This is a genomic window from Nostoc sp. ATCC 53789 (assembly GCF_009873495.1).
In the GTDB taxonomy this organism is placed as follows: domain Bacteria; phylum Cyanobacteriota; class Cyanobacteriia; order Cyanobacteriales; family Nostocaceae; genus Nostoc; species Nostoc muscorum_A.
On the sequence record NZ_CP046703.1, the window covers coordinates 1,449,049 to 1,473,570 of the forward strand.

General features: G+C 41.9%; 20 protein-coding genes. 16 read left to right on the top strand and 4 right to left on the bottom strand.

Features of this window, described 5'->3' with window-relative positions; translation table 11 throughout:
* Positions 1-71 precede the first annotated feature (71 nt).
* From GJB62_RS05815 to GJB62_RS05825, 3 genes are all read left to right on the top strand, one after another.
* Positions 72-2,882, top strand: coding sequence for a TIR domain-containing protein (locus tag GJB62_RS05815; protein WP_114085755.1), 2,811 nt, complete (start codon positions 72-74; stop codon positions 2,880-2,882).
* A gap of 133 nt (positions 2,883-3,015) precedes the next feature.
* On the top strand, positions 3,016-5,610 hold the full coding sequence (locus tag GJB62_RS36925; RefSeq protein ID WP_209271481.1) for a C1 family peptidase: 2,595 nt from the start codon (positions 3,016-3,018) through the stop codon (positions 5,608-5,610).
* Between the two features lie 349 nt (positions 5,611-5,959).
* On the top strand, positions 5,960-8,551 hold the full coding sequence (locus tag GJB62_RS05825) for a chloride channel protein (RefSeq protein ID WP_114085754.1): 2,592 nt from the start codon (positions 5,960-5,962) through the stop codon (positions 8,549-8,551).
* A gap of 131 nt (positions 8,552-8,682) precedes the next feature.
* On the opposite strand, the gene GJB62_RS05830 is transcribed toward GJB62_RS05825, so the two are convergent.
* Entirely contained in the window at positions 8,683-9,477 is a 795-nt protein-coding gene (locus tag GJB62_RS05830; protein WP_114085753.1) for a MinD/ParA family protein, read from the bottom strand.
* 43 nt (positions 9,478-9,520) lie between these two features.
* Positions 9,521-10,582, bottom strand: a complete 1,062-nt coding sequence (locus GJB62_RS05835) for a DUF3365 domain-containing protein (RefSeq protein ID WP_114085752.1) — start codon at positions 10,580-10,582, stop codon at positions 9,521-9,523.
* Between the two features lie 435 nt (positions 10,583-11,017).
* Here GJB62_RS05835 and GJB62_RS05840 point away from each other — a divergent pair, with 435 nt between their 5' ends.
* The 13 genes from GJB62_RS05840 to GJB62_RS05900 all read left to right on the top strand — a co-directional run bounded on the left by GJB62_RS05840 (position 11,018) and on the right by GJB62_RS05900 (position 22,494).
* Positions 11,018-11,257, top strand: a complete 240-nt coding sequence (locus GJB62_RS05840) for a CTB family bacteriocin (protein ID WP_114085751.1) — start codon at positions 11,018-11,020, stop codon at positions 11,255-11,257.
* 87 nt (positions 11,258-11,344) lie between these two features.
* Entirely contained in the window at positions 11,345-11,584 is a 240-nt protein-coding gene (locus tag GJB62_RS05845; RefSeq protein WP_114085750.1) for a CTB family bacteriocin, read from the top strand.
* A gap of 94 nt (positions 11,585-11,678) precedes the next feature.
* Complete coding sequence (locus GJB62_RS05850) at positions 11,679-11,918, top strand: CTB family bacteriocin (protein WP_114085749.1); 240 nt, start codon at positions 11,679-11,681, stop codon at positions 11,916-11,918.
* A 52-nt stretch (positions 11,919-11,970) separates the two neighbouring features.
* Positions 11,971-12,213, top strand: a complete 243-nt coding sequence (locus GJB62_RS05855) for a CTB family bacteriocin (RefSeq protein ID WP_114085748.1) — start codon at positions 11,971-11,973, stop codon at positions 12,211-12,213.
* A 64-nt stretch (positions 12,214-12,277) separates the two neighbouring features.
* Positions 12,278-12,538 carry a CTB family bacteriocin gene (locus GJB62_RS05860; RefSeq protein WP_114085747.1) on the top strand — a complete coding sequence of 87 codons (261 nt, stop codon included), beginning with the start codon at positions 12,278-12,280 and terminating at the stop codon, positions 12,536-12,538.
* A gap of 29 nt (positions 12,539-12,567) precedes the next feature.
* Complete coding sequence (locus GJB62_RS05865; protein ID WP_114085746.1) at positions 12,568-12,807, top strand: hypothetical protein; 240 nt, start codon at positions 12,568-12,570, stop codon at positions 12,805-12,807.
* 50 nt (positions 12,808-12,857) lie between these two features.
* Positions 12,858-13,229, top strand: coding sequence for a hypothetical protein (locus GJB62_RS05870; protein WP_114085745.1), 372 nt, complete (start codon positions 12,858-12,860; stop codon positions 13,227-13,229).
* Between the two features lie 140 nt (positions 13,230-13,369).
* Entirely contained in the window at positions 13,370-13,597 is a 228-nt protein-coding gene (locus tag GJB62_RS05875; protein WP_159402458.1) for a bacteriocin, read from the top strand.
* 187 nt (positions 13,598-13,784) lie between these two features.
* On the top strand, positions 13,785-14,882 hold the full coding sequence (locus GJB62_RS05880) for a cyclic nucleotide-binding domain-containing protein (RefSeq protein ID WP_114085743.1): 1,098 nt from the start codon (positions 13,785-13,787) through the stop codon (positions 14,880-14,882).
* 145 nt (positions 14,883-15,027) lie between these two features.
* Positions 15,028-16,470 (top strand): NHLP bacteriocin system secretion protein, encoded by a 1,443-nt coding sequence (locus tag GJB62_RS05885; protein WP_114085742.1) that lies wholly within the window; start codon positions 15,028-15,030, stop codon positions 16,468-16,470.
* A 101-nt stretch (positions 16,471-16,571) separates the two neighbouring features.
* Entirely contained in the window at positions 16,572-18,716 is a 2,145-nt protein-coding gene (locus GJB62_RS05890; RefSeq protein ID WP_245246177.1) for an NHLP family bacteriocin export ABC transporter peptidase/permease/ATPase subunit, read from the top strand.
* A gap of 230 nt (positions 18,717-18,946) precedes the next feature.
* Positions 18,947-21,874 (top strand): NHLP bacteriocin export ABC transporter permease/ATPase subunit, encoded by a 2,928-nt coding sequence (locus GJB62_RS05895; RefSeq protein WP_114085740.1) that lies wholly within the window; start codon positions 18,947-18,949, stop codon positions 21,872-21,874.
* 26 nt (positions 21,875-21,900) lie between these two features.
* Entirely contained in the window at positions 21,901-22,494 is a 594-nt protein-coding gene (locus tag GJB62_RS05900; RefSeq protein ID WP_114085739.1) for a DUF3455 domain-containing protein, read from the top strand.
* A gap of 303 nt (positions 22,495-22,797) precedes the next feature.
* On the opposite strand, the gene GJB62_RS05905 is transcribed toward GJB62_RS05900, so the two are convergent.
* Both GJB62_RS05905 and GJB62_RS05910 read right to left on the bottom strand, forming a co-directional pair.
* Complete coding sequence (locus GJB62_RS05905; RefSeq protein WP_114085738.1) at positions 22,798-23,490, bottom strand: response regulator transcription factor; 693 nt, start codon at positions 23,488-23,490, stop codon at positions 22,798-22,800.
* Between the two features lie 332 nt (positions 23,491-23,822).
* Complete coding sequence (locus GJB62_RS05910; protein WP_114085737.1) at positions 23,823-24,497, bottom strand: LuxR C-terminal-related transcriptional regulator; 675 nt, start codon at positions 24,495-24,497, stop codon at positions 23,823-23,825.
* Positions 24,498-24,522: the final 25 nt, after the last annotated feature.

The following is a 24,522-nucleotide window of genomic DNA, read 5'->3' on the forward strand; positions in this document are numbered from 1 at the left end:
AAAGAAGACAGTAACATATTCGTCAAGTTACCACCTAAACTAAATTTTATTAAGTATTTATAGAAATTTATATGGCTGAGGCTTTTATTTCCTACTCGCGCAAAGATAAAGAGTTCGTCAAGAAGCTTTATGAAGCACTCAAGCAACAAAAGCGAGATATTTGGGTGGACTGGGAGGGAATTCCGTCCACGGCAGATTGGTGGAAAGAAATTTGTGAAGGAATTGAAGGCGCTGATAATTTTATCTTTATTATTAGTCCGAATTCAGTCGCATCTGAAGTCTGCGCTAAAGAGATTACACACGCCCTCGATCACAATAAACGTTTAGTGCCAATTGTGTGGCAGTACAGTGAGGATGTTCATCCTGAATTAAAAAAAATTAACTATATTTTCTTCCAAGAAAGTAATGATTTTGAGCAAGCCTTTCAATCATTACTCAAAGCACTCGATACTGACTTAGCTCATGTTAAACAACATACCCGCTTACTTGTGCGAGCCTTAGAGTGGGATCAGAAAAAACGCAACAATAGTTACCTGCTAGAAGGTAGTGAATTAGAAGAAGCAGAGCAATGGTTCACCCAAGGGGCAGGGAAAGAACCATTGATTACACCACTCCAACAAGAGTACATCGGCGAAAGTCGCAAAGCCCAGAAGGTGCGTCACAGAACAAGATTTATTGCTTTGACTTCAGGGTTGGTAATTTCAACAGGATTTGCTATTGTTGCAGCAATTGGGTGGAAGGAGGCTATTAACCAACGGATAGAAGCACAAAAATCGGAACTCCGAGCTTTAATTTCTGCGTCAGACGCACGTTTTACCTCGAATAGAAATACAATTGATGCCTTGATAGAAGGTTTAAAAGCCGGGAAGAAACTTAAAGAACTAGATAAAGTCCAAGTCAACATTCTTGATGCTTTCATAGAAGGTTTAAAAGTCGGCAAGAAACTCAAAGAATTAGATAAAGCCAAAGCCGACATTCCAATTCAAGAACAGCAAGAGGTGATGAAGGTGCTGGGACAGGCGGTTTACTGGGTAAGAGAACGCGATCGCCTCCAGGGACACAGCAATTATATCCAAAGCGTTAGTTTCAGTCCCGATGGGGAAGCGATCGCTACCGCTAGTGGAGACAAGACCGTAAAACTTTGGGACAAACAGGGTCGTTTGCTAAATACTTTAAAAGGACATCTAGATCAAGTCCTCAGCGTAGGTTTCAGCCCCGATAGTCAAATTCTTGCTTCTGCCAGTTTAGACGGAACGGTGAAACTTTGGAAAAAAGACGGCAAAGAACTTCAAACTTTTAAAAAGCTGAATACTGGAATTCGGGTTGTGAGTTTCAGTCATGATGGTAGGATTCTTGCCTCTGGTGATGACGACGGCATCGTGAGACTTTGGAACATACAGGGTCAAGAACTCAAAATGCTTAAGGGGCATACAGGCACAATCTATAGTTTGAGTTTCAGCCACGACGATCAAATCCTTGCCTCTGCCAGTTATGACCGCACTGTAAAACTGTGGAACAAAGACGGTAAAGAATTAAAGACTCTAGACAAACATGATAATACAGTCACTAGCGTGAGTTTTAGCTCTGACGATACCCTTGCCTCTGCCAGTTTAGATAGAACAGTGAAACTTTGGAATCCCGATGGTAAATTTATTTCAACTCTTAAGAGATCAGAACAACAGAGTAGTCCCATTTACAGCGTCAGTTTCAGTCCTGATGGTCAGATATTAGCCACTGGTAATAATGATAACAGCGTGACACTCTGGCAGAAAAATGGACTGGAATTCACTACCTTTACAGGACATAGTAGTAGAGTCAATCAAGTTACTTTTAGCCCTGATGGTCGTACCCTTGCATCTGCAAGTCAAGATAAGACAGTAAAACTGTGGCAAATTGACCACCCTTGGCAGACCATTCTCTCTGGACATCAGGCTGGGGTCAATCATGTGAACTTCTCAGCCGATGGAAAAGCGCTCGCTACCGCCAGTGATGATGGAACGGTGAAACTCTGGAATCAGCAGGGTAAGCAGATTAAATTGCTAAAGATAAATGACTACAAAATCTGGGATGCGAATTTTAGCCCAGATGGTCAAATAATTGCTGCTGTCAGTTCTGATGAAAGGGTAGTGAGATTGTGGAATCGGCAAGGTAAGCTACTGAATATTTTATTAAAGCATAGCGATCGCATTCATAGTGTAAGTTTCAGCCCAGACAGCAATACGATTGCTACCGCTAGTCAAGATAAAACAGTCAAACTCTGGAATCGCCAGGGTCAGTTGCTCAACACCCTAAACCATAGTGCTACTGTCTATAGCGTCACTTTCAGTCGAGATGGCAAGATGATTGCCACTGGTAGTAATGACGGGATAGTGAAAATCTGGAATCGGCAAAGTCAGTTGCTTAACACCATAAACCATAACGCTTCTGTCTACAGCGTCAGTTTTAGCCCTGATAGTCAGACCCTTGCCAGTGCTGGTGGAGATGATAGAGTAAAACTTTGGCAGCTTGACGGTCGTGCGATCAGTAGTCTTGATGGGCATCTTGCTGGAATCGGGCAAGTAACTTTCAGTCCTGATGGTCAAATGATTGCCACAGCTAGTGATGATAAAACAGTAAAACTTTGGCACAAAGACGGAACTTTGATTATTACTCTGACTGGCCATACTGGTGAGGTCAATGGGATCAGTTTCAGCCCTGACGGTAAGACTCTCGTTTCTGGCAGTAAAGATGGTACAGCAATTTTGTGGAATGTAGAAAATCTCACCCTAGATAATTTGATGGGGCGTGGGTGCGATTGGCTACATGATTATCTAGCTAATAATTCTCAGGGGCAAAGCGATCGCGAGCTTTGTGATGGAGTTAAAACCCAGGCTAAATATTGATTTAGCCAACTTTCACTCTAATTTCAGGTGGTCAGATGCTTCAAGAAAAGTAATAAACCCTAAATACTTTTTTGCATAAAAAGAATCATAACGATAGATAACAATAACAGCATCAATCTGAGAGGAAATCACCGTGGCTAAAAAATCAACAGGCTGGGTACCAGACTACCCCGATTTTCGAGACTACCGCATGGACGAAATCAATCAGAAGTTAACGATCGCAGTCCAAGATATACAGATAAATAATGATAACGATAATGATTTACAAAGTAGTATAGAAGAATTGTTTGAGTTATTAAAATTAATCAAAAAAAATGAACCTGCCTCTACCTCTGAGTTTGACAAAACACTTACCTTAAAGTTTGATAAGTTTGAGAAAAAGATAAATAAAGGTTTCAAATTAGTCAATGCTAAAGCTTTTAAAGAAGAAGTATTTTTAGCTTATGGTTGTGTAGGCAAAGAAGTCTATAGTCTTCAGCAGAAATTACTGAAGTTTACCAAATATAGCAAATATACCAAACATATTGAAGATACCGACTACAATAAGCAGCTTAAAAAATGGATAAAAGAAATTACTGTTTTTATAGAAAGTTTTGAAAATTCAGATTTTCTTGAATATGGTTATTTTGGTAAAAATACAGAGAATGGAGTACAAATTTTCAAGAATATTTTTGGACTCTCAATTGTCTCAGATGAAACTGTTGACACAGTTGATAGTGTTGTTGATCAAATGACACTCTATACTTTAAACAAAGTTTTAAAAATAATAGAAATAGAACCAAATCCTGATTCTGAAGATGAAGACGCAGAAAAAAAGATAAAAGAAGTTGAAAGATTTTATCAAGAAAATCAAACACTCCAAAAGGGCTTGAATAAAATAGTTTGTCTAAAAAGTTTAGGAGAAAATAATCAAAAAATAAATAAACTATGTGACGATCTAATACAGTATACAATTCAAGATTTTCAGGGTTCAAATATTGATGAATATACAAGGACAAAATTAAATAATATAGTTGACAGCGATACTCTAAGAGTTGCGCTCAAAAAACAACATAGGTGGTTAGTTTTACCTGCATCTTCAGCAATACCCGTAAATCTTTATGAAATCATTTTAAGAATTTTCGAAATTTCGGATGTGCCTGCTGAATATTGGGTTAGTGAAAAAGGGTTTCCAGGAGCTAGAGAGAAGAATACATCTTGTATCGATAAAGACCAGAGTGAATTGAAACGGGCAATTGATATGATAGTTGAATTGGTTGCTCAACAAATTTCTCCTTTAGCTCAACATGGAAATCTTGAAAAAGCTGTAAGAGTCCTATTAGAAAAGCTAGATCAATGGTTCGATAAATCTGAATGTGTTAACAGTATCCGCATAGCTTTAGGAAATAATCAACTCAATAAATCTGCAAAAAATAAGTATTCTCAGCCAGATTTATTAGGAAAAATTACGATTTTTACCCAAAAACAAGAGGAGGATAACTTATTTCAGAATGTGGATTTAAATCCAGTTTCTTTATATATATATCTTGCAACAATCTCAAATTTTAAACTATCCCTGAATAAAATTAAAGGAACAATCAATAATAATGACAGGAAAAATAGAATAGATAAATCTTTAAAAAAGATAGATAACATTTTTAAATCTCTCAAAGATTTAGGAAATTTAGAAATTATCCTAAAAAAATATAATCCTCCAATTCAGGAAGAAAACAATTTCAAAAATCAACCTAAGAATCTGAGAACAGTTATCCAAATACTACCAGAAGTTGATGAATCAAATGAGGTGAAGAAAAACCCTGAGTTTCAAAGTAATCTACAACTTCCAGTAGAAGGTAATTTACAGAAACATCTCATACCAAAAGAAGATGGTAAGACGGAAAATGTATATTTATTAATGCCAGAATTTGTAGATTTAACCTTCTGGTGTTCCCCAATTGAAGACCAAGGCTCATTGGATTCATGTACAGCACATGCCGGGGTTGCTTTAATGGAATACTTTGAGAAAAGAAGTTTTGATAGATATGTCGATGCTTCTCGACTCTTTCTTTACAAAGCAACACGCAATCTCATGCATCGTCAAGGTGATGCAGGAGCATCTCTTCGGGAAACTATGAAGGCAATGGCATTATTTGGCGTGCCTCCAGAAGAGTACTGGCCATATACAGAAGACAACTTTGATGAGGAACCAACCCCTTTTTGTTATTCTTTTGGTCAAAGTTATCAAACGCTGAAATACTTCCGTCTAAATCCTTTAGGCACTACAGAAGATATACTGTTGTTCCGAATTAAAGCAGCTTTAGCTGCTGGTTTTCCGTGCGCTTTTGGGTTTACTATGTATTATTCCATTGAGGATTTAAACCCAAGTGGTTATATTCCATACCCAGTTAAAAACGATAAGGTAAAAGGAGGTCACGCTGTTGTTGCAGTTGGCTATGACGACCATAAAGTAATAGAAAACCCTGATGGTAGTAGACGATCGCAAGGAGCATTGCTAATCAGAAACTCTTGGGGAACCGATTGGGGTGAAGGGGGCTATGGTTGGCTTCCCTATGACTACGTATTAGAAGGGTTGACAAATGATTGGTGGTCGCTGCTCAAGTCTAAGTGGTTTGAGACAGGACACTTCGGTTTAGGAGCAAACGATTGGGTGTCTAATTTGGGGACACCACCGAAAGATGGTACACCGAGAGATAACCCTAGAGGAAGAACGCCCAAACCCATTAAGTGAACGTGAATTTAATAGGGTTAATTGAGTGTAGTATCAGCTTAAAGGTTAACTTTTAGAAGCAGGCAATTTTAATTTTTAGAGATATCAAATTAATATTTGCAGTCTGAGTTCTTACAAAGTCAACATCCTATTATCTCACTGTTTATTCATCTGTGGCTTCGTACAGAATTTATGCGCTCATTCTGAGAAGGTCGCGCATGAATTCTGTTTTGATAATTTTGAACCCATATATCTCTATCATTTTACAGAGAAAAATTTCCTTTTTTAATGAAATACTATAAACAAATACGTAAAAAAATATTTTTGAGATTTTTGCAGTTGTAACAGATGAGAAGTGATTACTAAAAATATGTTAGCCGGGGGAAAAATTTTGTGGTTGAGGCTTTCCCGTCAGCTGCTTCGACCAAGGCGCTTGGCTTTTGTTGAAGCTTGCATAATTGGTTTAGTTTCTGGGCTAGCAGCAGTTCTGTTAGGACAGGCGGTAGACTGGGCAGGAGCATGGCGAGTGCATCTTTCTTACATCTGGCCTGCCTACTTGGTACTACCAGGTATTGGACTGGTAGGGGGAATCTTAGCTGGTTGGCTAGTAGAGCGCTTCGCACCTGAAGCATCAGGTAGTGGGATGTCTGAAGTGAAAGCGGTATTGGCTCGTGTGCCGATGCCATTAAATCTGCGAATCGCTTTGGTCAAGCTGGTCAGCGCTACACTAGTTCTGGGTTCTGGAATGCCTTTAGGACGGGAAGGGCCAACTGTCCAAATTGGGGCAGCTTTGGCAAACCAACTTAGTAACTGGGTACCGACTTCACCAGAGCATCGCCGCCAACTGATCGCCGCCGGAGCCGGGGCTGGATTAGCTGCGGCTTTTAATGCACCGATCGCAGGTGTGCTGTTTGTAGTGGAAGAATTACTCCAAGATGTGTCAGGTATCACTCTTGGCACTGCGATTTTGGCTTCTTTCATCGCTTCAGTCATTTCCCGGCTATATGGTAGTCACAGCTTGGATCTGAATCATCTGGATTTAGGCTTTTCACATACCACTTTCTTCGCTCAGGAAATCCCTTTCTACTTGATTTTAGGGGTGTTGGCTGGGCTAATAGGCATTCTGTTTAATAAAAGTATTCTTGCAAGTCTGGCAATTAATCGGCGTTTACTAAATCTGAGTTTACCCTGGCGAATTGGAATTGTGGGGTTAGTGACTGGTGTTGCGATCGCTCTGTTACCTGTCACCTTTCGCAATAATGCTGGGCTGAGAGAAATTTTGCTTGTAGGTAGTGGGAATTGGCTATTTGCAGCGATCGCTCTTTTAGTCCAATTTACCCTAATTATTTTAACCTACGGCTCAGGAGCGCCAGGGGGTTTGCTGGTTCCCACATTGGTCTTGGGTGCTGCCCTTGGCTATTTGGTTGGTGCTGTCGAACAGAGTTTGCTGGGAATGAGTGCTGCAACAACCTACGCTCATGTGGGGATGGCTGCACTTTTTAGCGCCGTCTCTAAAGTGCCGATTACAGCAGTCGTCATTGTGTTTGAGATGACGACAGATTTCAATCTGGTGCTACCGTTAATGATTGTATCTGTGATTGCTTATTTAGTAGCAGAAAAAATTGACCCGCGATCGCTCTATGACCTTCTACTAGAGTGGAAAGGGATTCACATTACAAAAGAGCCAGGTACAGAGGGGATTTTAGCACAAATAACTGCCGCAGATGTAATGCAGCGACGTGTCGAAACCCTATCTAGCCAGATGAGTATTGATGAGGCAGTGCAGGCATTTTCCGACTCTCACCATCGCAACTTCCCAATTTTAGAAAAAGGTAAAGTTGTTGGTATTGTCACTCAGAAAGATTTAGTTAATCTTGCCTCGCAAAAGTTAAGTAGAAATACAACTATTAGCGAGATTATGACACCAGAGCCAGTAACAACGAGTCCCACAGCGACGCTGGCTTATGTGCTGCATATACTCAATCGTTATCACCTAAGTTGCTTGCCTGTTACAGAAGGTCGGAAGCTAGTAGGAATTATTACTCGTAGTGATATTATCCGTGTAGAAGCAGAGAGGTTGAATGGTAATACCCAACAGATAGAATCAAAATCAGCAACTTCTTATGTGATTTACCAAACTCGCGCTCCGGCTACAGGCAAAGGAAGGTTACTAGTACCACTTTCGCATCCACAGACAGCCGAGACTTTATTGGAAATGGCAGGGGCGATCGCTAGAGCTAACAATTACGAAATAGAATGTTTACAAGTAATTATTGTTCCATCTAACCGTATCCCATCTGAAACACCAGTACAAATTACCAAAAGCCTTGAGCTTTTACAGAAAGCAATACTGTTAGGAGAGAAGTGGCGGATTCCCATTCACACCCAGATTCGAGTTACCCATAATGTCGCTGGAGCAATTTTGGAGACTGTCAAAGATCGACATATCGATTTGGTGTTAATGGGATGGAAAGGCACTACATCAACTCCTGGTAGAGTTTTCAGCCGAGTGGTAGATACCATAATTCGACAGGCAGGTTGTGATGTTGTCTTGGCTAAATTGGATGATAAAAGAGCTTTTGACCGTTGGTTGCTGCCAATGGCAGGTGGCCCTAACTCCAGCCAAGCAATTCGGTTATTACCTGCTCTTGCTTCCTTAAGTAAATCCCCCCAAATCAATCTATGTCAAATATTTCAGCCTACTAAATCTCTACCTGACACAACATTACTAGATAAATCTGTTCACTTTCTCCAACGCCGAGTTAAAGGTAAAGTGGTGGCGACTCCAGTCCAAGCCAATTCTGTTTCTGAGGCTGTACTTGAATGCGCCCAGCAAGACAACAGTGATGTTATTGTTTTGGGAGCTAGCCGTGAAAGTCTACTACAACAGGTAATTCAAGGAAATATTGCAGAAAATATTTCTCGCAAAAGTAATTGCACAGTTATTATGGTCAAAACTTAATTACGTAGGCGCAAGCTTACACGTAGGGAATTACGAATTAGGGTAGCTCTGAGCAATAATACTGCTCCAGTTAATGCACTCGTCTAGTTTCCAAATCTGTCACCCTAGTACCCACCCTTGATAACTAACGCTTATTTGGCAAACAATCTGACTCCAGAACCAGTGATTTGTTTGGCGATCGCACTAATTTTTTGAGTCCATGAATGATCTGGATACCGCAAACAAAAGATTCCACCACTCCCTAATTCAAACATCTCTTCACAAACAGGGAGTATTCCAGCAACAGGGGTTTTGTAGGTATTCTCCACTCGTTTCCCTAACTCTTTGAAATCTAAAGATGGCAGAGCTTTGTTGATTACTATTAGCATTTTAGGTACTTCTAGCTTACGAGCAACATCTATCGCTACTGCTGTACCTTGATAATCTTGTTTATCTGGACGGAGAATCAGCACCAAGACATCAGAAAGAATAATAGATAGCAATGTTTCTTCGTTAATGCCAGGATGAGTATCGATCAACAGATAGTCAAGTTTTAAACGACGAACTAGATTATGTAAACCATCATTCAGGCGACGTGCGTCATAGCCCTCGCGCAAGATTCGAGAAATGTCACCCATCTTAATGCTGGAAGGAATTAGATGAACACTTCCCTGGCGACCAAAAAATGTTTGTTTTTGTTTGAGAATGGCGCTAACGTCATAAACGGCTTCTTCAATTTGACAACGACCCCAAAGATAATCGTTCAAGGTGTAGCGAATTCGCTCTTGTTCAAGACCAAATAGAACGTGGATTCCTGGGGATTGGATATCTGTATCAACTATCCCAACTCGCTTTCCAGAACGAGCGATTAGGGCAGCAAGATTACTCGTAACATTTGACTTACCAGTTCCGCCTCGGAATGAGTGAATAGAAATAATTTCAGACATAATAAATCCTCAATACTAATTTTTAATTCGTAATTCTTAATTATTAATTTGGAGTATTCCGTTTATTTCTAATTGCTTTTGCTTCCTCCTGCAATTTTTGGAATGTTTTTGATTCAGCAATTTCTGCAACTTCACGCGCACGTTTAGCTTCATCAACTTCTATACGCAGTGTATGCAACTGTTGTCTGAAATGTTGTTCACGCGCAGAAATTTCATGCACCATACGTTGAAAAACTCGTCCTAATTGTCCTAACTCATCATGACGTTGCACAATCGATGTTAGCTTTTCACGATCGTACTCTTGTGCTTCTTCGACACTAATTTCATTCATACTAATTTTCTGAGCAAGTTGAGCCATTGGTTTAAGCGGTATTAGTACATTTCGCTTTAACAAATAATTAATGAGCAAAATCATGATGGCGAAGATCGTAATAAATAAGCTAATGAATAGAACAAAAGCACGATGAGCATCCTCAAAGACTTGCTTGGCAGGAATATAAATAATTTGTGTGCCTAAAATTTCATTGAGTTTCCACCCAAAGCCATTTTCTGAACCATAACTAGCAATCTGACTTTTTGGAGCAACTTCAGGAGTGCTATGACAGCGTAGACATGTTGGATTATTAATGGAAAATGGACGAGCGTTATAAAACATTTTCTCGTCATAAGAGTCATGAAAACCAGATATGTTTTTCAACCCTGGTTCCTTGCGAAACCGTTCGATAAGTTCCGTTTCAAATGCATCTGCTTTATCTCGTAAGTTAGTTGGGTTTAGGTTGGCATCTTTGTATAAAAAATCTTTAAAATCTTCGTTTTTCCGAAGATTGTCAAACACTTCTCTTACTGCAAAGCTGGGAACAACTTCAGGGATAAATGTGGCTTGAGTGTCCAGCATTGGTGTCAAAATAGGATTGATACGCGTGTGAGTATAGTTCCTCACTGAGTTCATAGTTTCTGCAATAACTTGGCTACGATAAGCGATTTCGGCTTCTGCTTTTTGCTCAAGTGCATGAGATAAAGCAAAACCACTAACTGCGATCGCGCCGATGAACACCAGCAATAAAAGTAAAGTAAATTTAGTTGCTAATTTGAATCTATTAAACATTGTTGTTTGAGTTTTTATTTACAACATTGCTAGAGACTGATAACTATAATTTCTTAATTTAGTTGAGTTAGTGATGGATGTAGAATACTCTCATTTATTAGGATCAATCCTAGTTTTGCATTCATGCTTCTACGTTTAGTCATACTACGATATTGCAGTGAAATGCCACATTTGAAAGCAAATCCATGACTTTTGTAGTAACTAGCTTGGTTAGCCTATGACGAAAGTCTTACCTATTGCCCAATACTATATAGCGAAAGTTAGACCACATCTACTTACTTCGCTTAGGTAAAATACTAGACGTTTTTCAGATGTACATAACTAAGTTGATTTCGTATTCTAGAGACATCAAGCGAGGGAAGCGGTAAGCGACTAACCAGTAAATCACTCTTTCTGCTTGATACAACACACATTACACATTAAGGAAAAAAGATCATGTCTGACAACATTCAACCCATAGAATTATCTGCTGAAGAATTGGACAACGTTGCTGGTGGTGCTTTTAGCTTTGTCGATGCTGACAACTACAACGCAATTGATCAGCAAGCTGGTGCAACTGTTATCGGCGCTAATGGCGGTATTAGTTCTTTGAACACTCAGCAAACTGCTGTATCTCATCAAAGTCTGCATGAAATCAAAGCAACTGGTTTCTTTCCTTCCACTCTTGAAAAGTAGTAACTAATTGCACAGGGCAGAACTCACTAAAGCAGCTTGCTTGATAGAACACACATTAAACACATTACACATTAAGGAGAAAACATCATGTCTGACAACATTAAACCCGTAGAATTATCTGCTGAAGAATTGGACAACGTTGCTGGTGGTGCTTTTAGCTTCGTCGATGCTCACAACTTCAATGCATTGGATCAGCAAACTGGTGGAACCGTTCTTGGTGCGAATGGCGGTATTGGATCTTTCACCGCTCAACAAACTGCTGTATCTCAACAAGATTTGCACGAAATCAAAGCAACTGGCTTCTTTCCTCCCACTCTTGCTAGTTAGTAACAGATTACTAAGTACACAAACTAGAACTCTATAAAGCGTTCTGCTTGATAGAACACACATTAAACACATTACACATTAAGGAGAAAACATCATGTCTGACAACATTCAACCCATAGAATTATCTGCTGAAGAATTGGACAACGTTGCTGGTGGTGCTTTTAGCTTTGTCGATGCTGACAACTACAACGCAATTGATCAGCAAGCTGGTGCAACTGTTATCGGCGCTAATGGTGGTATTAGTTCTTTGAATACTCAGCAAACTGCTGTATCTCATCAAAGTTTGCACGAAATCAAAGCAACTGGCTTGTTTCCTTCCACTCTTGAGAGTTAATCACAGTTTTATTTGAGATAACACACACATTACACATTAAGGAGAAAACATCATGTCTGACAATATCAAACCCGTAGAATTATCTTCTGAAGAATTGGACAACGTTGCTGGTGGTGCTTTTAGCTATGTCGATGCTGACAACTACAACGCGTTGGATCAGCAAGCTGGTGCAACTGTTATCGGTGCTAATGGCGGTATTAGTTCTTTGAACACTCAGCAAACTGCTATATCTCATCAAAGTTTGCACGAAATCAAAGCAACTGGTGTCATTCCTCCCACTCTTGAAAGTTACTAACCAGAACTTAATAAAGCGTTCTGCTTGATAAATCATACACATCATAAATTAAGGAAAAAACATCATGCCTGACGACATTAAACCCGTAGAATTATCTGCTGAAGAATTGGACAACGTTGCTGGTGGTGCTTTTAGCTTTGTTGATGCTCACAACTTCAACTTTTCGGATAAGCAAAGTAGTGCAGTGATTATCGGTGCTGATGGTGGTATTGCATCCTTCAACAGTCAGGAAACTACTATATCTCAACAAGATTTGCACGAAATCAAATTCACTGGAGAAGAATTTCCTAGCGGAATTCCTAGTAATTTATTTCTAGGCTCATAATCAACACCACAAGGAGAACGACAACGATCATGGAAAATGTGCAGCCTAATGAAATGCTGGAACTATCCAATCAAGAACTTGATTATATTGCCGGTGGCGCAACTAGCGATGTCTTTGGAACAAACGCAAATGCTATAGATTCTCAGTTTGGTTTTGTGGAAATTCCTAAAGAAGGCGGCATTAAGAGCGTTACCTTTCAAGTAAGCGTTTTCTCTGAGCAAGACCTTAGAGAGTTTAAGGAAGCTGGTATTTCTAGCCCTGAAGCTTGATCTGGATTTCTCGGTTTGACGAATTTCGGGAGCAGGAGGGGTTGTTAACCATGAGCCTAGCAGCCAATCAGTTAACTTCCTCCGCCTTATTTAACTTTAACACGTGGGGTCAAGGAGCTTCTATGTCAGGTGACGAAATTACTCCGAATGATGAAGCGATCGAACTATCAGATGAAGAGTTAGACGATGTAGCTGGTGGTTTCAATTTGCAGTTTACATCTATACGATCTCATAGATCGACAAGGGGATTTAGCCAACAATCATCACGAAGAGGAGGGTTTCACTCAAAACGGTCGGCTTTTCATGCAGAGACAACAGACTCTTCTGTGTTCCACCTCTCCATCACCGACGCGACAACAGAGGATCTAAAAGTTCTTGGTGAGTTGTTTGGAGATATATCTGCGATCGAAGGTTCTACATAAACGGAGTTTCTCAAATCAATCAATTGCAGTTGAGCAAAAGTCCAACTGCTTTCTGAAATTATTCTTGTGTGATTAATAATTTCACTTTCATAAAATTAGGTCCATTTAGTAATAAATGAAATGATAAGGAAAAAATGGCAATGGAAAACAAAAAGCAAAATGAATCACAAGAGCTATCGGCTCAAGAACTCGCAAATATTTCAGGTGGTATTGCCGTAGGTGAGCATTATCCAGGTGAGTATCCTACGGATGAGAAATATAACAATCTGTCTGAAGCGATCGCAAACAAGCTTGAGAATATAAAGCTTCCTTATTGGAATGGCAATAAACCAATAAGCGTTGAGCCGAATGAAGGTCGCGGTGATTGATGCTAAAAACCTGTAGCAACTCATCAACCTAGTTAATCGCGCAATGGGGAGTTGAACAATTCAAAATTCAAAATTGCGGAAAGTCTAAGTTAAGGCTTCTCTATATCTGAACCATAAATTAAATTACGAATTACGAATTACCCCTCTCCATTTCTCTCCCGTTAGCAGAACACAAGGAAGTTAAATTATGACAGAAGTTCTACTTAAGGAACTGACAAATAGCGATATTGACTGGATCTTGGCAACGGGTCAAAGAGAAGAAATTACTGCTGGTACGACCCTCATCCGCCAAGGAACACCTGTTGATGCCCTCTATATTTTGCTTGATGGTGCATTAAGCGTTTCTGTCGCTCAGGCTGACGATAATCCTATTGGTCGGGCATTTGCCGCCCTTGAAGGTGGCGAACTATCTGGACGAGAGGTTGCACTGCTGGCAAATGGTGAAGTTGTAGGAGAAATGCCTTTTTTAGCCTCCTACCAGTCTTCCACTACGGTCAAAGCTGCTAGAAAGTCGCTTGTGTTGATGATTCCTCAGCAGCAATTGATTCAAAAATTGCAAGAAGATGTCACATTTGCAGCCCATTTTTATCGAGCGATCGCAGTTCTACTTGCTCACCGATTAGAGCAGATGATGGGTCAAATAGGCCAAAGCACAGTCGTGCTTTTTCAGCCCCAAATTCGAGAAATCTTATTTACATTTGCAGAATTAAATGATAGCGATATTGGTTGGATGATTGTTGCAGGCAATGCCATGAGACTTCCTGCGGGAACGGTGTTGTTTCAAGCCGGAAGGCCCGTTGACGCTCTCTATATTTTATTAGATGGGAAGATGGTGGCTTCGATTGCTGAAGATACAAGCAATCCTCTCACCCGCGCCTTTTCAACTTTAGAACAGACAGATCATATCGAACGGGAGTTTGCTCAATTATCGCGGGGTGACATAGTTGGCGAAACGCCCTTTGTCGAAGCCAGTCCACCTGCGATGACAATTCGGGCGGTTGAGGATGCGACTGTGTTATCGATTCCCAGATGGCGACTTTCTGCCAAATTGTTACACGATGTGGGTTTTGCTGCCCGATTTTATCGAGTCTTAGCGATTTTGTTAGCAGATAAACAGCAAGGAATCATCAATAGTCTGGGTTACGGCAGGATTAACTATAGCTCAGGTAAATCTTTAGATGAACGCTTGACTTATGAAGATGAGCTGAGTTCTAGCTTTTTGGCTCAAGTGACACTGGCGGGAACTCGATTTGATTGGATGCTGAAGCAGATTCGCGGGAATTAGGGCATTGGTCATTTGTCATTGGGCATAGGTTATTAATTCTTCTCTCTGATTTTCTCCAGCTTCCTTTGCTCCCCCAATTCCCCATTCCCCATTCCCCATTCCCAATTCCTAATATACAAATTTCTACAACTTGAATGGAGTCAGTATGGTAACGACCAACAAAAGCAATCTATTCCGCAAAGAAGCACTCGATCGTTTATCCTCCCCGGAGCGGCTCGATCAACTTATGCAGGTGGTTCAACCAAAGAAGTGGATTCCGTTAACTGCGATGGGATCTCTAATTGCCGTTGGACTTGTTTGGAGTGTTTTTGGTCGTATTCCCATTACCGTAGCTGGACAAGGCGTAGTCGTTTTCCCTAGCAAAGTCGTTGGATTCCAGTCTCCTAGTTCCGGGCAGATTCTCATGCTTTTTGTTCGTACAGGCGATGAGGTGAAGAAAGGACAGGTACTAGCGACAATCGACCAAACTGAACTTCAAGATAAGTTGAAACTTGCACGAGTCAAGCTTGCTCAACTTCAGGAACAAGACCAAAATGCCAATACTCTGCAACTTCAGCGAACGGTTTTAGATAAGGGTGCAATTGGGCAACAACGTCAAGCACTCTTGCAAACTCTCAAGACAACCCAATCACTAACACCAATTCTCAGAAGTAAAGGTCTGGAGTCGATTCGGCAAGAGCGTCAGAACTTACAGGAACAGTTGCAGACAACGCGAGATTTGATGCCCACGTTCAAAGAACGATTTGACATTCGCCAAAAGCTACGCGAAGAAGGAGCCGTTTCGAGTGATACCGTTCTTCAGGCGCAACAGGAATTTCTCAATAGTAAAACTAGAATCAATGAAATCGAATCGCAACTGAAACAACTCAATGTTAAAGAAGCGGATGCAGAACGAGAATTCTTAGCAAATATCAATTCAACTAAAGAACTGCAAGCACAGTTAGCAGTATTAGATAGTAAGTTTGCTGGGCAAGCAGAACAAGATTTAGCTATTTCTACTAATCGCAGAAAAGAAATTCAAGACACCCAGCGAGCGATCGCAGAATTAAAATTAGAAATCAAAGCAAACAGCCAGGTTACTAGCAATTTCAATGGACGAATTCTCGAACTTTCTGCTGTTCCAGGACAAACCCTGGAAAAGGGCGCTCGCATTGGCACAATCGAAGCTAGAGACTCCGGGAATAAGTTAGTTGGGGTGGCATTCTTCCCGGTCAGCGAAGGCAAAAAGATTCAAAAGGGGATGGAGTTGCAAGTCACTCCTTCAACCGTTAAACGAGAACGCTTTGGTGGTATTATCGGGAAAGTCACAAGTATTTCTGCATTTCCGGTTAGTAAGGAAAGCGCATCAAGTGTTGTCGGTGGTTTAGAAGTTTTACAAGGGTTAACCACAGAAGGCGCACAAATTCAAGTTTTTGCGGAACTTGAGCCAGATCCCTCGACTAAAAGCCGTTTTCGGTGGTCATCCTCTAAAGGGCCAAATAGCCAAATTACACCGGGAACCACGACCTCAGTGCGTGTGAAAGTGGATGAACAATCCCCGATTTCCTTTGTGTTTCCGATTCTGCGATCGTGGAGTGGAATGTATTGATTATGCGGCAAATTCAATCACAAATTGGGCTTCGATTTAAAAAAATTCAACGCCTCTTCAGCCGTCCCGATCGCCGTCGTCGGACTCCCACCCTCTTACAAATGGAGGCAGTGGAATGCGGTGCAGCCGCACTGGGGATTATTTTAGGATACTACGATCGCATTGTACCCCTTGCAGAACTCCGTCAAGCTTGTGGTGTTTCACGGGATGGCAGTAAAGCATCTAATATTCTCAATGCGGCTCGCAGCTATGGATTGCAGGCAAAAGGCTTTAAGGTCGATTTGGCTGGGTTACGCAAACTGCAATGTCCTTATATTGTCTTTTGGAATTTCAACCATTTTCTAATCGTCGAAGGATTTGCCAAAGACAAAGTTTATCTTAACGATCCTGCCACCGGGCCGCGTACAGTATCGCTCCCAGAATTCGATCAGTCTTTTACCGGGGTAGTACTAGTTGGTGAACCGAGTGCAGAATTCCAGCCAGGAGGACGGAAACCGAGCCTGACATTATCCTTATGGGATCGATTGCAGAGTTCTCTGGGAGCGTTGGTTTATTGTGTGATCGCTGGTTTGCTGTTAGTGATTCCCGGATTAGCCATCCCTGCGTTCTCCCAAGCCTTTGTAGATAATGTCTTGATTGAAGGCAGAAGTGATTGGTTGCGGCCATTAATTTTAGGGATGATCCTCACAGCTATTTTGAATGGTTTTCTCACATTGCTTCAGCTGCAATTTCTGCGACGCATGAAAATTAAGCTAGCTGTGGGGATGTCTAGCCGATTTTTGTGGCATATTCTGCGGCTACCAGTGAGTTTTTACGATCAACGATTTGCCGGTGAAATTAGCAGCCGTGTTCGGCTCAACGATAGCTTGGCAAATCTGCTTTCAGGAAGATTAGCGACGACAGTAATCTCAGCCTTCACCGTTATCTTTTATGCCGCAGTCATGTTGCAATATGATGTCGTTCTCACTGCGATCGGCATTGCCTTTGTAATCGTGAATGTCAGCGTGTGGCGATGGGTTTCACGGCAGCGCGTCGATGCAAATCTGCGATTAATGCAAGAACAAGGCAAAGTCAATGGGGTAGCGATTTCTGGACTGCAAAGTATGGAAACGCTCAAAGCATCCGGGCTAGAGTCAGAATTCTTTTCGCGGTGGGCAGGTTATTACGCTAAGGCAATTAATGCTCGGCAAGAAATGGATACGACTAATCAAAACCTGGGTGTGTTGCCGTCATTTCTCACCTCCATTACATCCATGCTTTTGCTAGCGGTGGGAGGGCTACGGGTAATGGATGGCGTACTCAGTATTGGGATGCTCATTGCTTTTCAAGCCTTGATGCAAAGATTTTTAGAGCCTGTAAATAATCTGGTGAGTTTAGCGGGTGAACTCCAGGAAATGGAAGGCAATTTGGGTAGGTTAGATGATGTGTTACGCAATCCGATCGACCCTGCTGTAGAGCGAGACATTAGTATATCGGCAACTCAACTACCTGGTGCAAACGTTCGGCTTCAAGGTTATGTTGAACTTCGTGATATCACCTTTGGCTATAACCGCTCTGCACCTCCCTTGATCGAAAATTTCAGTCTTTCACTTAAACCCGGTCAACGAGTTGCTTTAGTGGGTGGCAGTGGTTCGGGTAAGTCAACCGTCGCCAAGCTGGTATGTGGATTATACGAACAGTGGGCGGGAGAGATTTTATTTGATGGTAAACCCAGAAAACATATTCCGCGATCGATTCTCACTAACTCAATTGCGCTTGTTGAGCAAGATATTTCGCTATTTGCGGGCACTGTGCGCGACAATCTTACGCTTTGGGATTCGACTGTGCCTTTTAGTAACTTGGTTCGCGCTTGCAAAGATGCTGCTATTCAGGATGTAGTGCTTTCCATGCCTGGAGGTTACAACGCTGACCTCGCAGAAGGGGCATCTAATTTAAGCGGTGGACAGCGACAAAGATTAGAAATTGCCCGCACTTTAGTGAATAATCCGGCAATTTTGGTGATGGATGAAGCTACCAGTGCGCTCGATTCCGAGGCAGAAAAAACGATCGATCAGAGACTTCGGGAGCGTGGCTGTACTTGTGTAATTGTGGCGCATCGGTTAAGCACAATTCGGGATTGTGACGAAATTATTGTCTTCGATCGCGGCAAGGTGGTGCAACGCGGTAGCCATGAAGAATTGCAGAGGGTTGAAGGTAAGTATTTGCAATTGATTCGCAGTGAAGGGGAAGCAGTTCAGGAAGAGTGAAATATACCTATAAAATCTCTTTTTTCTCTCCGCGTCGCGCCAGTTGCTACAAGTCGGGGAACCCGCCCAACACACTGGCTTCTCTGCGTCTCTGCGGTTAAAAAGTCTTTTATTTAACCACAGAGGCGCAGAGAACACAGAGTTAAGAGGTTAGCAAAATTTTTATCCACAATTAATTTATTTATTGAACCGCCAAGCCTTTGTATTAATTTTTTGGAGCAGGAATATATATGTTAGATCAAATTCGCAGCGCTACCCTGCCGGGAGAGTACTATCACTTTAAAGGTAATGAGCCAATTATTCTCAATGACCCGAAGACAATTTGGATCGTAAAATCGGGTTCATTGGCGGTGTTTGCGATTCCGGTGAAAGATGGAATTGCTGAGGGAAGTCGCCGCTATTTATTTACTACCCGAACTAGACAGGCAATGTTTGGCATCATTAGTGATTCTCAGCCGATACCCTATCAACTTCTGGCGGTGTCGATTGAAGAAACGGAACTTATGAAAGTTTCAAGGAAAGATTTTCGGGAATTTATTAGCGATCGCAATGGCGAAGCCGTAACTTTAATAGAGGGATGGATTGAGCAACTAGGATTGGCGCTGTCTTCTATTACTCCACCTGGACTGCCGTTTCAAGAAGAAGGGGTTCGCTATTTCTCACTCAGCAATGGTCAGATTTTCCAACCACAGCGAGAGCTGGTATCCTGGGTACAAATTCAGCGTGGTTATGCGGTTTGGATGGGGTTTGAGCAACTGTTAGTCATGCCTCAATCAGGATTGGTGCCGTTGAGTGCAGATATGTGGTTTCAAGCTGAAGATACAACCGAGCTAGAAATCCTAACTACGTCTGAGATTGAGGATGCCAATACTCTGTTGAGGGGGATTTTCCAAATTCAAGTCTACTTTCTTCAGAGCCTTTTTCTTCTGGAACAGGAGGAAAAAGCGGTAGAATTAAACCGATTTCAAGAACGGCAACACCTCAACGATCATGTAATGAAGGAGACGCTGGGCGAGTTAGCCTCGTTGCTGCAATCTCCGCAAATTGCCGCTTCTGCTCAAATTGAAGCCAATGATTTTGACCAAGCTTTGCTCATCGCTGCGGGTGCTGTGGGGCGGACTTTGGGTGTAACGATTCGACCACCAGCCAAGTCTGAAGACCTGAAACGAGTTCAAGATCCGCTACAAGCGATCGCTCGTGCTTCGCGTTTACGAACCAGAACGATCGCTTTGCAGGGTCAATGGTGGAAGAAGGATTGCGGTGCGATGCTGGCTTACACGCTAGAAGATAACAATCCTGTGGCGCTGTTACCTGTATCTGATACGCGCTATGAAATTTTTGATCCAATTAAGCGATCGCGCACTCCGGTTAATGCTAAAAGTGCAATTAAACTGGCACTTACCGGCTATACCTTCTATCGCCCATTACCTGATAAAGTTCTCACCACCATCGACTTACTGAAATTTGCTCTCCAAGGACACTACAAGGAATTGTTGATTGTCTTGGCTGCGGGTATGGCGACAAGTTTATTAGGAATGATCGTCCCCCAAGCTATGGCCATTTTGATTGACAGTGCCATTCCTGATGCCAATCGCGGTTTATTAGTGCAAATTGCCTTAGCGCTGCTAGCAACTGCATTTGGTAGTACCTTGTTTCAACTTGCCCAAGGCTTTGCAATCATGCGCGTGGAAACCTTTGCCGATGCTTCCACCCAAGCAGCAGTCTGGGATCGGTTGTTGAATCTAAAAGCATCATTCTTCCGTCAGTACTCAACTGGAGACTTGAACTCACGGGTGAGCGCTATTAGCCAAATCCGCCAAAAGCTCAGTAGCACGGTTCTCAGAAGTATTTTCACCAGTTTGTTCGCGTTTCTGAATTTAGGATTGCTTTTTTACTACAATGGTTCGCTAGCGTTAATTGCCACTCTTGTTGCTTTTGTCAACATTACTATTACTCTGGTTTCAGGAATTTACACTCTGCGGAAGGTTCGTCCCTTACTAGAGTTACAAGGGCAACTCTCAGGGGTGATGGTGCAGTTAATTAACGGCGTTAGCAAATTGCGAGTTGCAGGCGCAGAAGCCCGCGCCTTTGCTTTTTGGGGAAAACAGTACAGTCAGCAAATCAAATGGATGCTGAGTACCCAAGGCATTGAAGATGCTCTGGCTGTGATTAATAAAATCTTGCCTGTATTGACTACAGCAATCCTTTTCTGGTTCGCCAGCAGTTTACTTCAGCAAGCCAATTCCCCAGAAGGTGGTTTATCTACAGGTGTATTTTTAGCATTTAACGCGGCATTTGGTACATTTATCGGTGGAGCTACCAGTCTCAGCAGCACAATTATAGATGTTTTGCAAGTGGTTCCTTTGTGGGAACGAGCGCAGCCGATTCTGGAATCCAAACCGGAAGTTGACTCGGAAAAAACTGATCCAGGTCGGCTTTCTGGACGATTGGTTGTGGATCATGTGATTTTCCGGTATCGAGATGACGGGCCTTTGACATTGGATGATGTTAGCATTCATGCCGAACCTGGGGAATTTATCGCTTTTGTCGGAGCTTCGGGGAGTGGAAAATCAACGCTGTTCCGATTATTACTGGGGTTTGATGTCCCGGAATCTGGCACGATTTATTACGACGGACAAGATTTAACCGGGTTAGATATTCATGCAGTGCGTCGGCAACTAGGAGTTGTGATGCAAAATAGCCGATTGACATCTGCATCGATCTTTGAGAATATCGCCAGTGGAGCGATGATCTCGATGGATGAAGCTTGGGAAGCCGCGCGGATGGCTGGCTTTGCTGAAGATGTCGAATCGATGCCAATGGGAATGCACACGGTAATTAGTGAAGGAGGAACTAATATTTCTGGAGGGCAAAGGCAGCGATTATTGATTGCGCGATCGCTAGTATTAAAACCCAAAATCTTGTTATTTGATGAAGCCACCAGTGCCTTAGATAATCGCACTCAAGCTATTGTCAGTCAAAGTTTAGAGCGTTTGAAGGTGACACGAATTGCGATCGCTCACCGTCTGAGTACCATTCGCAACGCTGATCGCATCTATGTATTCGAGAATGGTCGTGTAGTCCAAGAAGGCAATTTTGATCAACTCGCCAATCAACCAGGATTGTTTGCCCAACTGATGGCGCGACAAAAGCTTTAAAATCACAAATGAAGGAGATATCTACTATGTCACCTACTTTTTGTAAAATTATTCAGATAAATTGCAGCCTCGTTGTTTCGCTACTGATGTTGAATGGGTGGGGTGTTTCTGTAAAAACTGCGATCGCAGGAACTATGGAGCCTGCCCAACGCATAGCGGATGTCGCTGCGATCCCTGATAGTATAAAAGTCCCAAATGGTGAGCAACTTCTTTTAAAAGCATCTGCCAAAGGTTCGCAAATCTATATCTGCAAACCAAAATCAGAATCCCCTGAGCAGTATGAGTGGACGCTTAAGGCTCCCGATGCCGTGTTACTGAATGAGCAAGGGCAAGATTTGGGCAAGCATTATGCAGGCCCAACCTGGGAAGCCAAAGACGGTAGCAAAATCGTGGGTAAGTTGAAATCTAAGGTAAATGCACCCCAAGATGATGCAATTCCCTGGCTATTATTAGAAGCGCAATCTCATGAAGGAAATGGTATCTTCCGCAAAGTAAATTGGATTCAACGGATCAATACAGTTGGTGGAAAAGCCCCTGTTCAAGGGTGTGATAAATCATCTGAAAACAGAGAAATTAGCGTAAATTACACGGCTGATTATCTATTTTATAAGATTAAATAATAAATATTAACAAAAAAGGGGGAAAATACCCTTATTGAGATGTTTTATATAAGAATTTAAGACTAGCCTTTTCAAGGTGACTTGTAAAATCTCTTTTTTTCTCTCTGCGCTACGCCAGTTGCTACAAGTCGGGGAACCCGCCCAACGCACTGGCTTCTCTGTGCCTCTGCGGTTTAAAAATAATTTATTTAACCACAGAGACGCAGAGAACGCAGAGTCAAGAGATTGAAGAGGAATTTTGTGACCAAAATTTTTACCCACTTTGAAAGGGCTATTCCTAGAATTGTTTTATCGCCCTCTGGTTTATTCTGGTAGTTTCCCGGATAGTTTCTTTTCTTGATTGAGAACAGAATTTGCATAGATTGCCAGTTGCGATCGATTTTTGAGATTGAGACGGTTTAAAATACTCGTCACATGAGTTTTTACCGTTCCTTCGGTAATATAAAGTTGTTGGGCAATTTCGCGGTTCGTTGCACCAACACCAATCAAACATAAAACCTCTTGTTCTCGTGCGGTAATTTCCGATGGCTTTGATGAAGCGGAATTTTGGTTAGCTGAAGCTGCTTCCGTAACTAATAATTTATCAAATAACCCCGGCCCAAATTGAGTATAGCCAGAATGCCCAAAGCGAATTGCATCTGCTAGCTCACTTGAAGGCATATCTTTAAGCAAATATCCTTTTGCACCTGCACGCATTGCCCCTGTTAGATAAGAATCATCATCAAATGTACTCAAGACGAGAACTTTGATATTAGGAAAGCTTTGCATAATCAGTTTTGTTGCAGTTCGTCCATCCATTTCGGGCATCCGAATATCCATTAGCACCACATCGGGCTGAAGTTCTGCAACAAGCTCTAGAGCAACTTTACCATTCTCAGCATCACCGACCACTTCCAAATCAGGTTCCTGTTCTAGCATTGCTTTGAGTCCCTGACGAATGAGGCTCTGATCGTCAACGATTAACAGGCGAATAGGAGAGGATTTATCATTTTTCATGGTAATTATCTCTTTCTAGTTTTGATGAACGATCATAGATATCTCCAAAAATTAATGAAGGATTACCTGAAACCCTTGTAGAAAGGTTACAACATTTAACAATTGGGCATTGGGAAGAGGACTTGGGGACAAGGAGAATTGGGGACAAGGGGAAAGACTTGTTTCAAGTTCTCACCTCTTGTTCTCTTGTCCCCTTGTCCCCTCTGACAGGTGTAGGTTTTTTACAATTAGGAGGAATTAAAGAAAAAGAAATCGTCAACAGGAGTATAAGGAAAAGAACTCCAGCGATGAAGAACTATTTGATACCGACAAGAAGACTTTTCGAACATCCTCTAAGAAACTTTGATATCTTGCAGTTTTGCCACCATTTCTGCACGCGCCGAAACCTTCAACTTACGAAACATCCTCTTCAAAGCTTGTTTGACAGAATTTTGCGTAATCCAAAGTTTTTCCCCAATTTCTGAGTTTGTTAACCCCTGCGCCACTAACTCGGCAATTTCTAACTCACGCGCTGTTAGGGGACTTACTAAAAGGGAATTGGATATTTGTGGTTTTGTCGTCCGTAGAGTCGCCATTTTTGCTGATAAATGGATGCATAATGCACTCAGATCAGCCAGATCGTTGCCATTAAAAGCAGGATTTCCCTTATCACGAGCCAAGTTAAGTGTTCCTACAAGACGACCATCGCAAACAATTGGCCCAGTCATTACGTGTTCGTGATCGGAACGCGAGCAAAAATGCTTCCAGTCTCCTGGTGATAATAATAACTGCTCATGGGCGGGAGCGTGACGCTCAACCACGTAGCGCCCCACTGGATTACTTTCTAAGCATACTGCCGGAATACCCTGAACATCGATTTGGGCCGTTGGCCGATCGTCTAGGAGATAAATACCCCAATTTTGCACACCAAAATGCTCACCAATTTTATCCGTGAGAGCTAGCCTTAATTCTTGCTCATTTCGGACATTGGCGATCGCATGAAATATGGCGTGGAGAGAATTAACCATAAGCATAAGTGTACCCAGTTGGGGA

Bases quoted from the DNA above. Each gene is read 5' to 3' on its own strand.
- GJB62_RS05815 (WP_114085755.1), top strand. From the start codon at position 72: ATGGCTGAGGCTTTTATTTCCTACTCGCGCAAAGATAAAGAGTTCGTC.
- GJB62_RS05825 (WP_114085754.1), top strand. From the start codon at position 5,960: ATGTTAGCCGGGGGAAAAATTTTGTGGTTGAGGCTTTCCCGTCAGCTG.
- GJB62_RS05830 (WP_114085753.1), bottom strand. From the start codon at position 9,477: ATGTCTGAAATTATTTCTATTCACTCATTCCGAGGCGGAACTGGTAAG.
- GJB62_RS05835 (WP_114085752.1), bottom strand. From the start codon at position 10,582: ATGTTTAATAGATTCAAATTAGCAACTAAATTTACTTTACTTTTATTG.
- GJB62_RS05840 (WP_114085751.1), top strand. From the start codon at position 11,018: ATGTCTGACAACATTCAACCCATAGAATTATCTGCTGAAGAATTGGAC.
- GJB62_RS05845 (WP_114085750.1), top strand. From the start codon at position 11,345: ATGTCTGACAACATTAAACCCGTAGAATTATCTGCTGAAGAATTGGAC.
- GJB62_RS05850 (WP_114085749.1), top strand. From the start codon at position 11,679: ATGTCTGACAACATTCAACCCATAGAATTATCTGCTGAAGAATTGGAC.
- GJB62_RS05855 (WP_114085748.1), top strand. From the start codon at position 11,971: ATGTCTGACAATATCAAACCCGTAGAATTATCTTCTGAAGAATTGGAC.
- GJB62_RS05860 (WP_114085747.1), top strand. From the start codon at position 12,278: ATGCCTGACGACATTAAACCCGTAGAATTATCTGCTGAAGAATTGGAC.
- GJB62_RS05865 (WP_114085746.1), top strand. From the start codon at position 12,568: ATGGAAAATGTGCAGCCTAATGAAATGCTGGAACTATCCAATCAAGAA.
- GJB62_RS05870 (WP_114085745.1), top strand. From the start codon at position 12,858: ATGAGCCTAGCAGCCAATCAGTTAACTTCCTCCGCCTTATTTAACTTT.
- GJB62_RS05875 (WP_159402458.1), top strand. From the start codon at position 13,370: ATGGAAAACAAAAAGCAAAATGAATCACAAGAGCTATCGGCTCAAGAA.
- GJB62_RS05880 (WP_114085743.1), top strand. From the start codon at position 13,785: ATGACAGAAGTTCTACTTAAGGAACTGACAAATAGCGATATTGACTGG.
- GJB62_RS05885 (WP_114085742.1), top strand. From the start codon at position 15,028: ATGGTAACGACCAACAAAAGCAATCTATTCCGCAAAGAAGCACTCGAT.
- GJB62_RS05890 (WP_245246177.1), top strand. From the start codon at position 16,572: ATGGAGGCAGTGGAATGCGGTGCAGCCGCACTGGGGATTATTTTAGGA.
- GJB62_RS05895 (WP_114085740.1), top strand. From the start codon at position 18,947: ATGTTAGATCAAATTCGCAGCGCTACCCTGCCGGGAGAGTACTATCAC.
- GJB62_RS05900 (WP_114085739.1), top strand. From the start codon at position 21,901: ATGTCACCTACTTTTTGTAAAATTATTCAGATAAATTGCAGCCTCGTT.
- GJB62_RS05905 (WP_114085738.1), bottom strand. From the start codon at position 23,490: ATGAAAAATGATAAATCCTCTCCTATTCGCCTGTTAATCGTTGACGAT.
- GJB62_RS05910 (WP_114085737.1), bottom strand. From the start codon at position 24,497: ATGGTTAATTCTCTCCACGCCATATTTCATGCGATCGCCAATGTCCGA.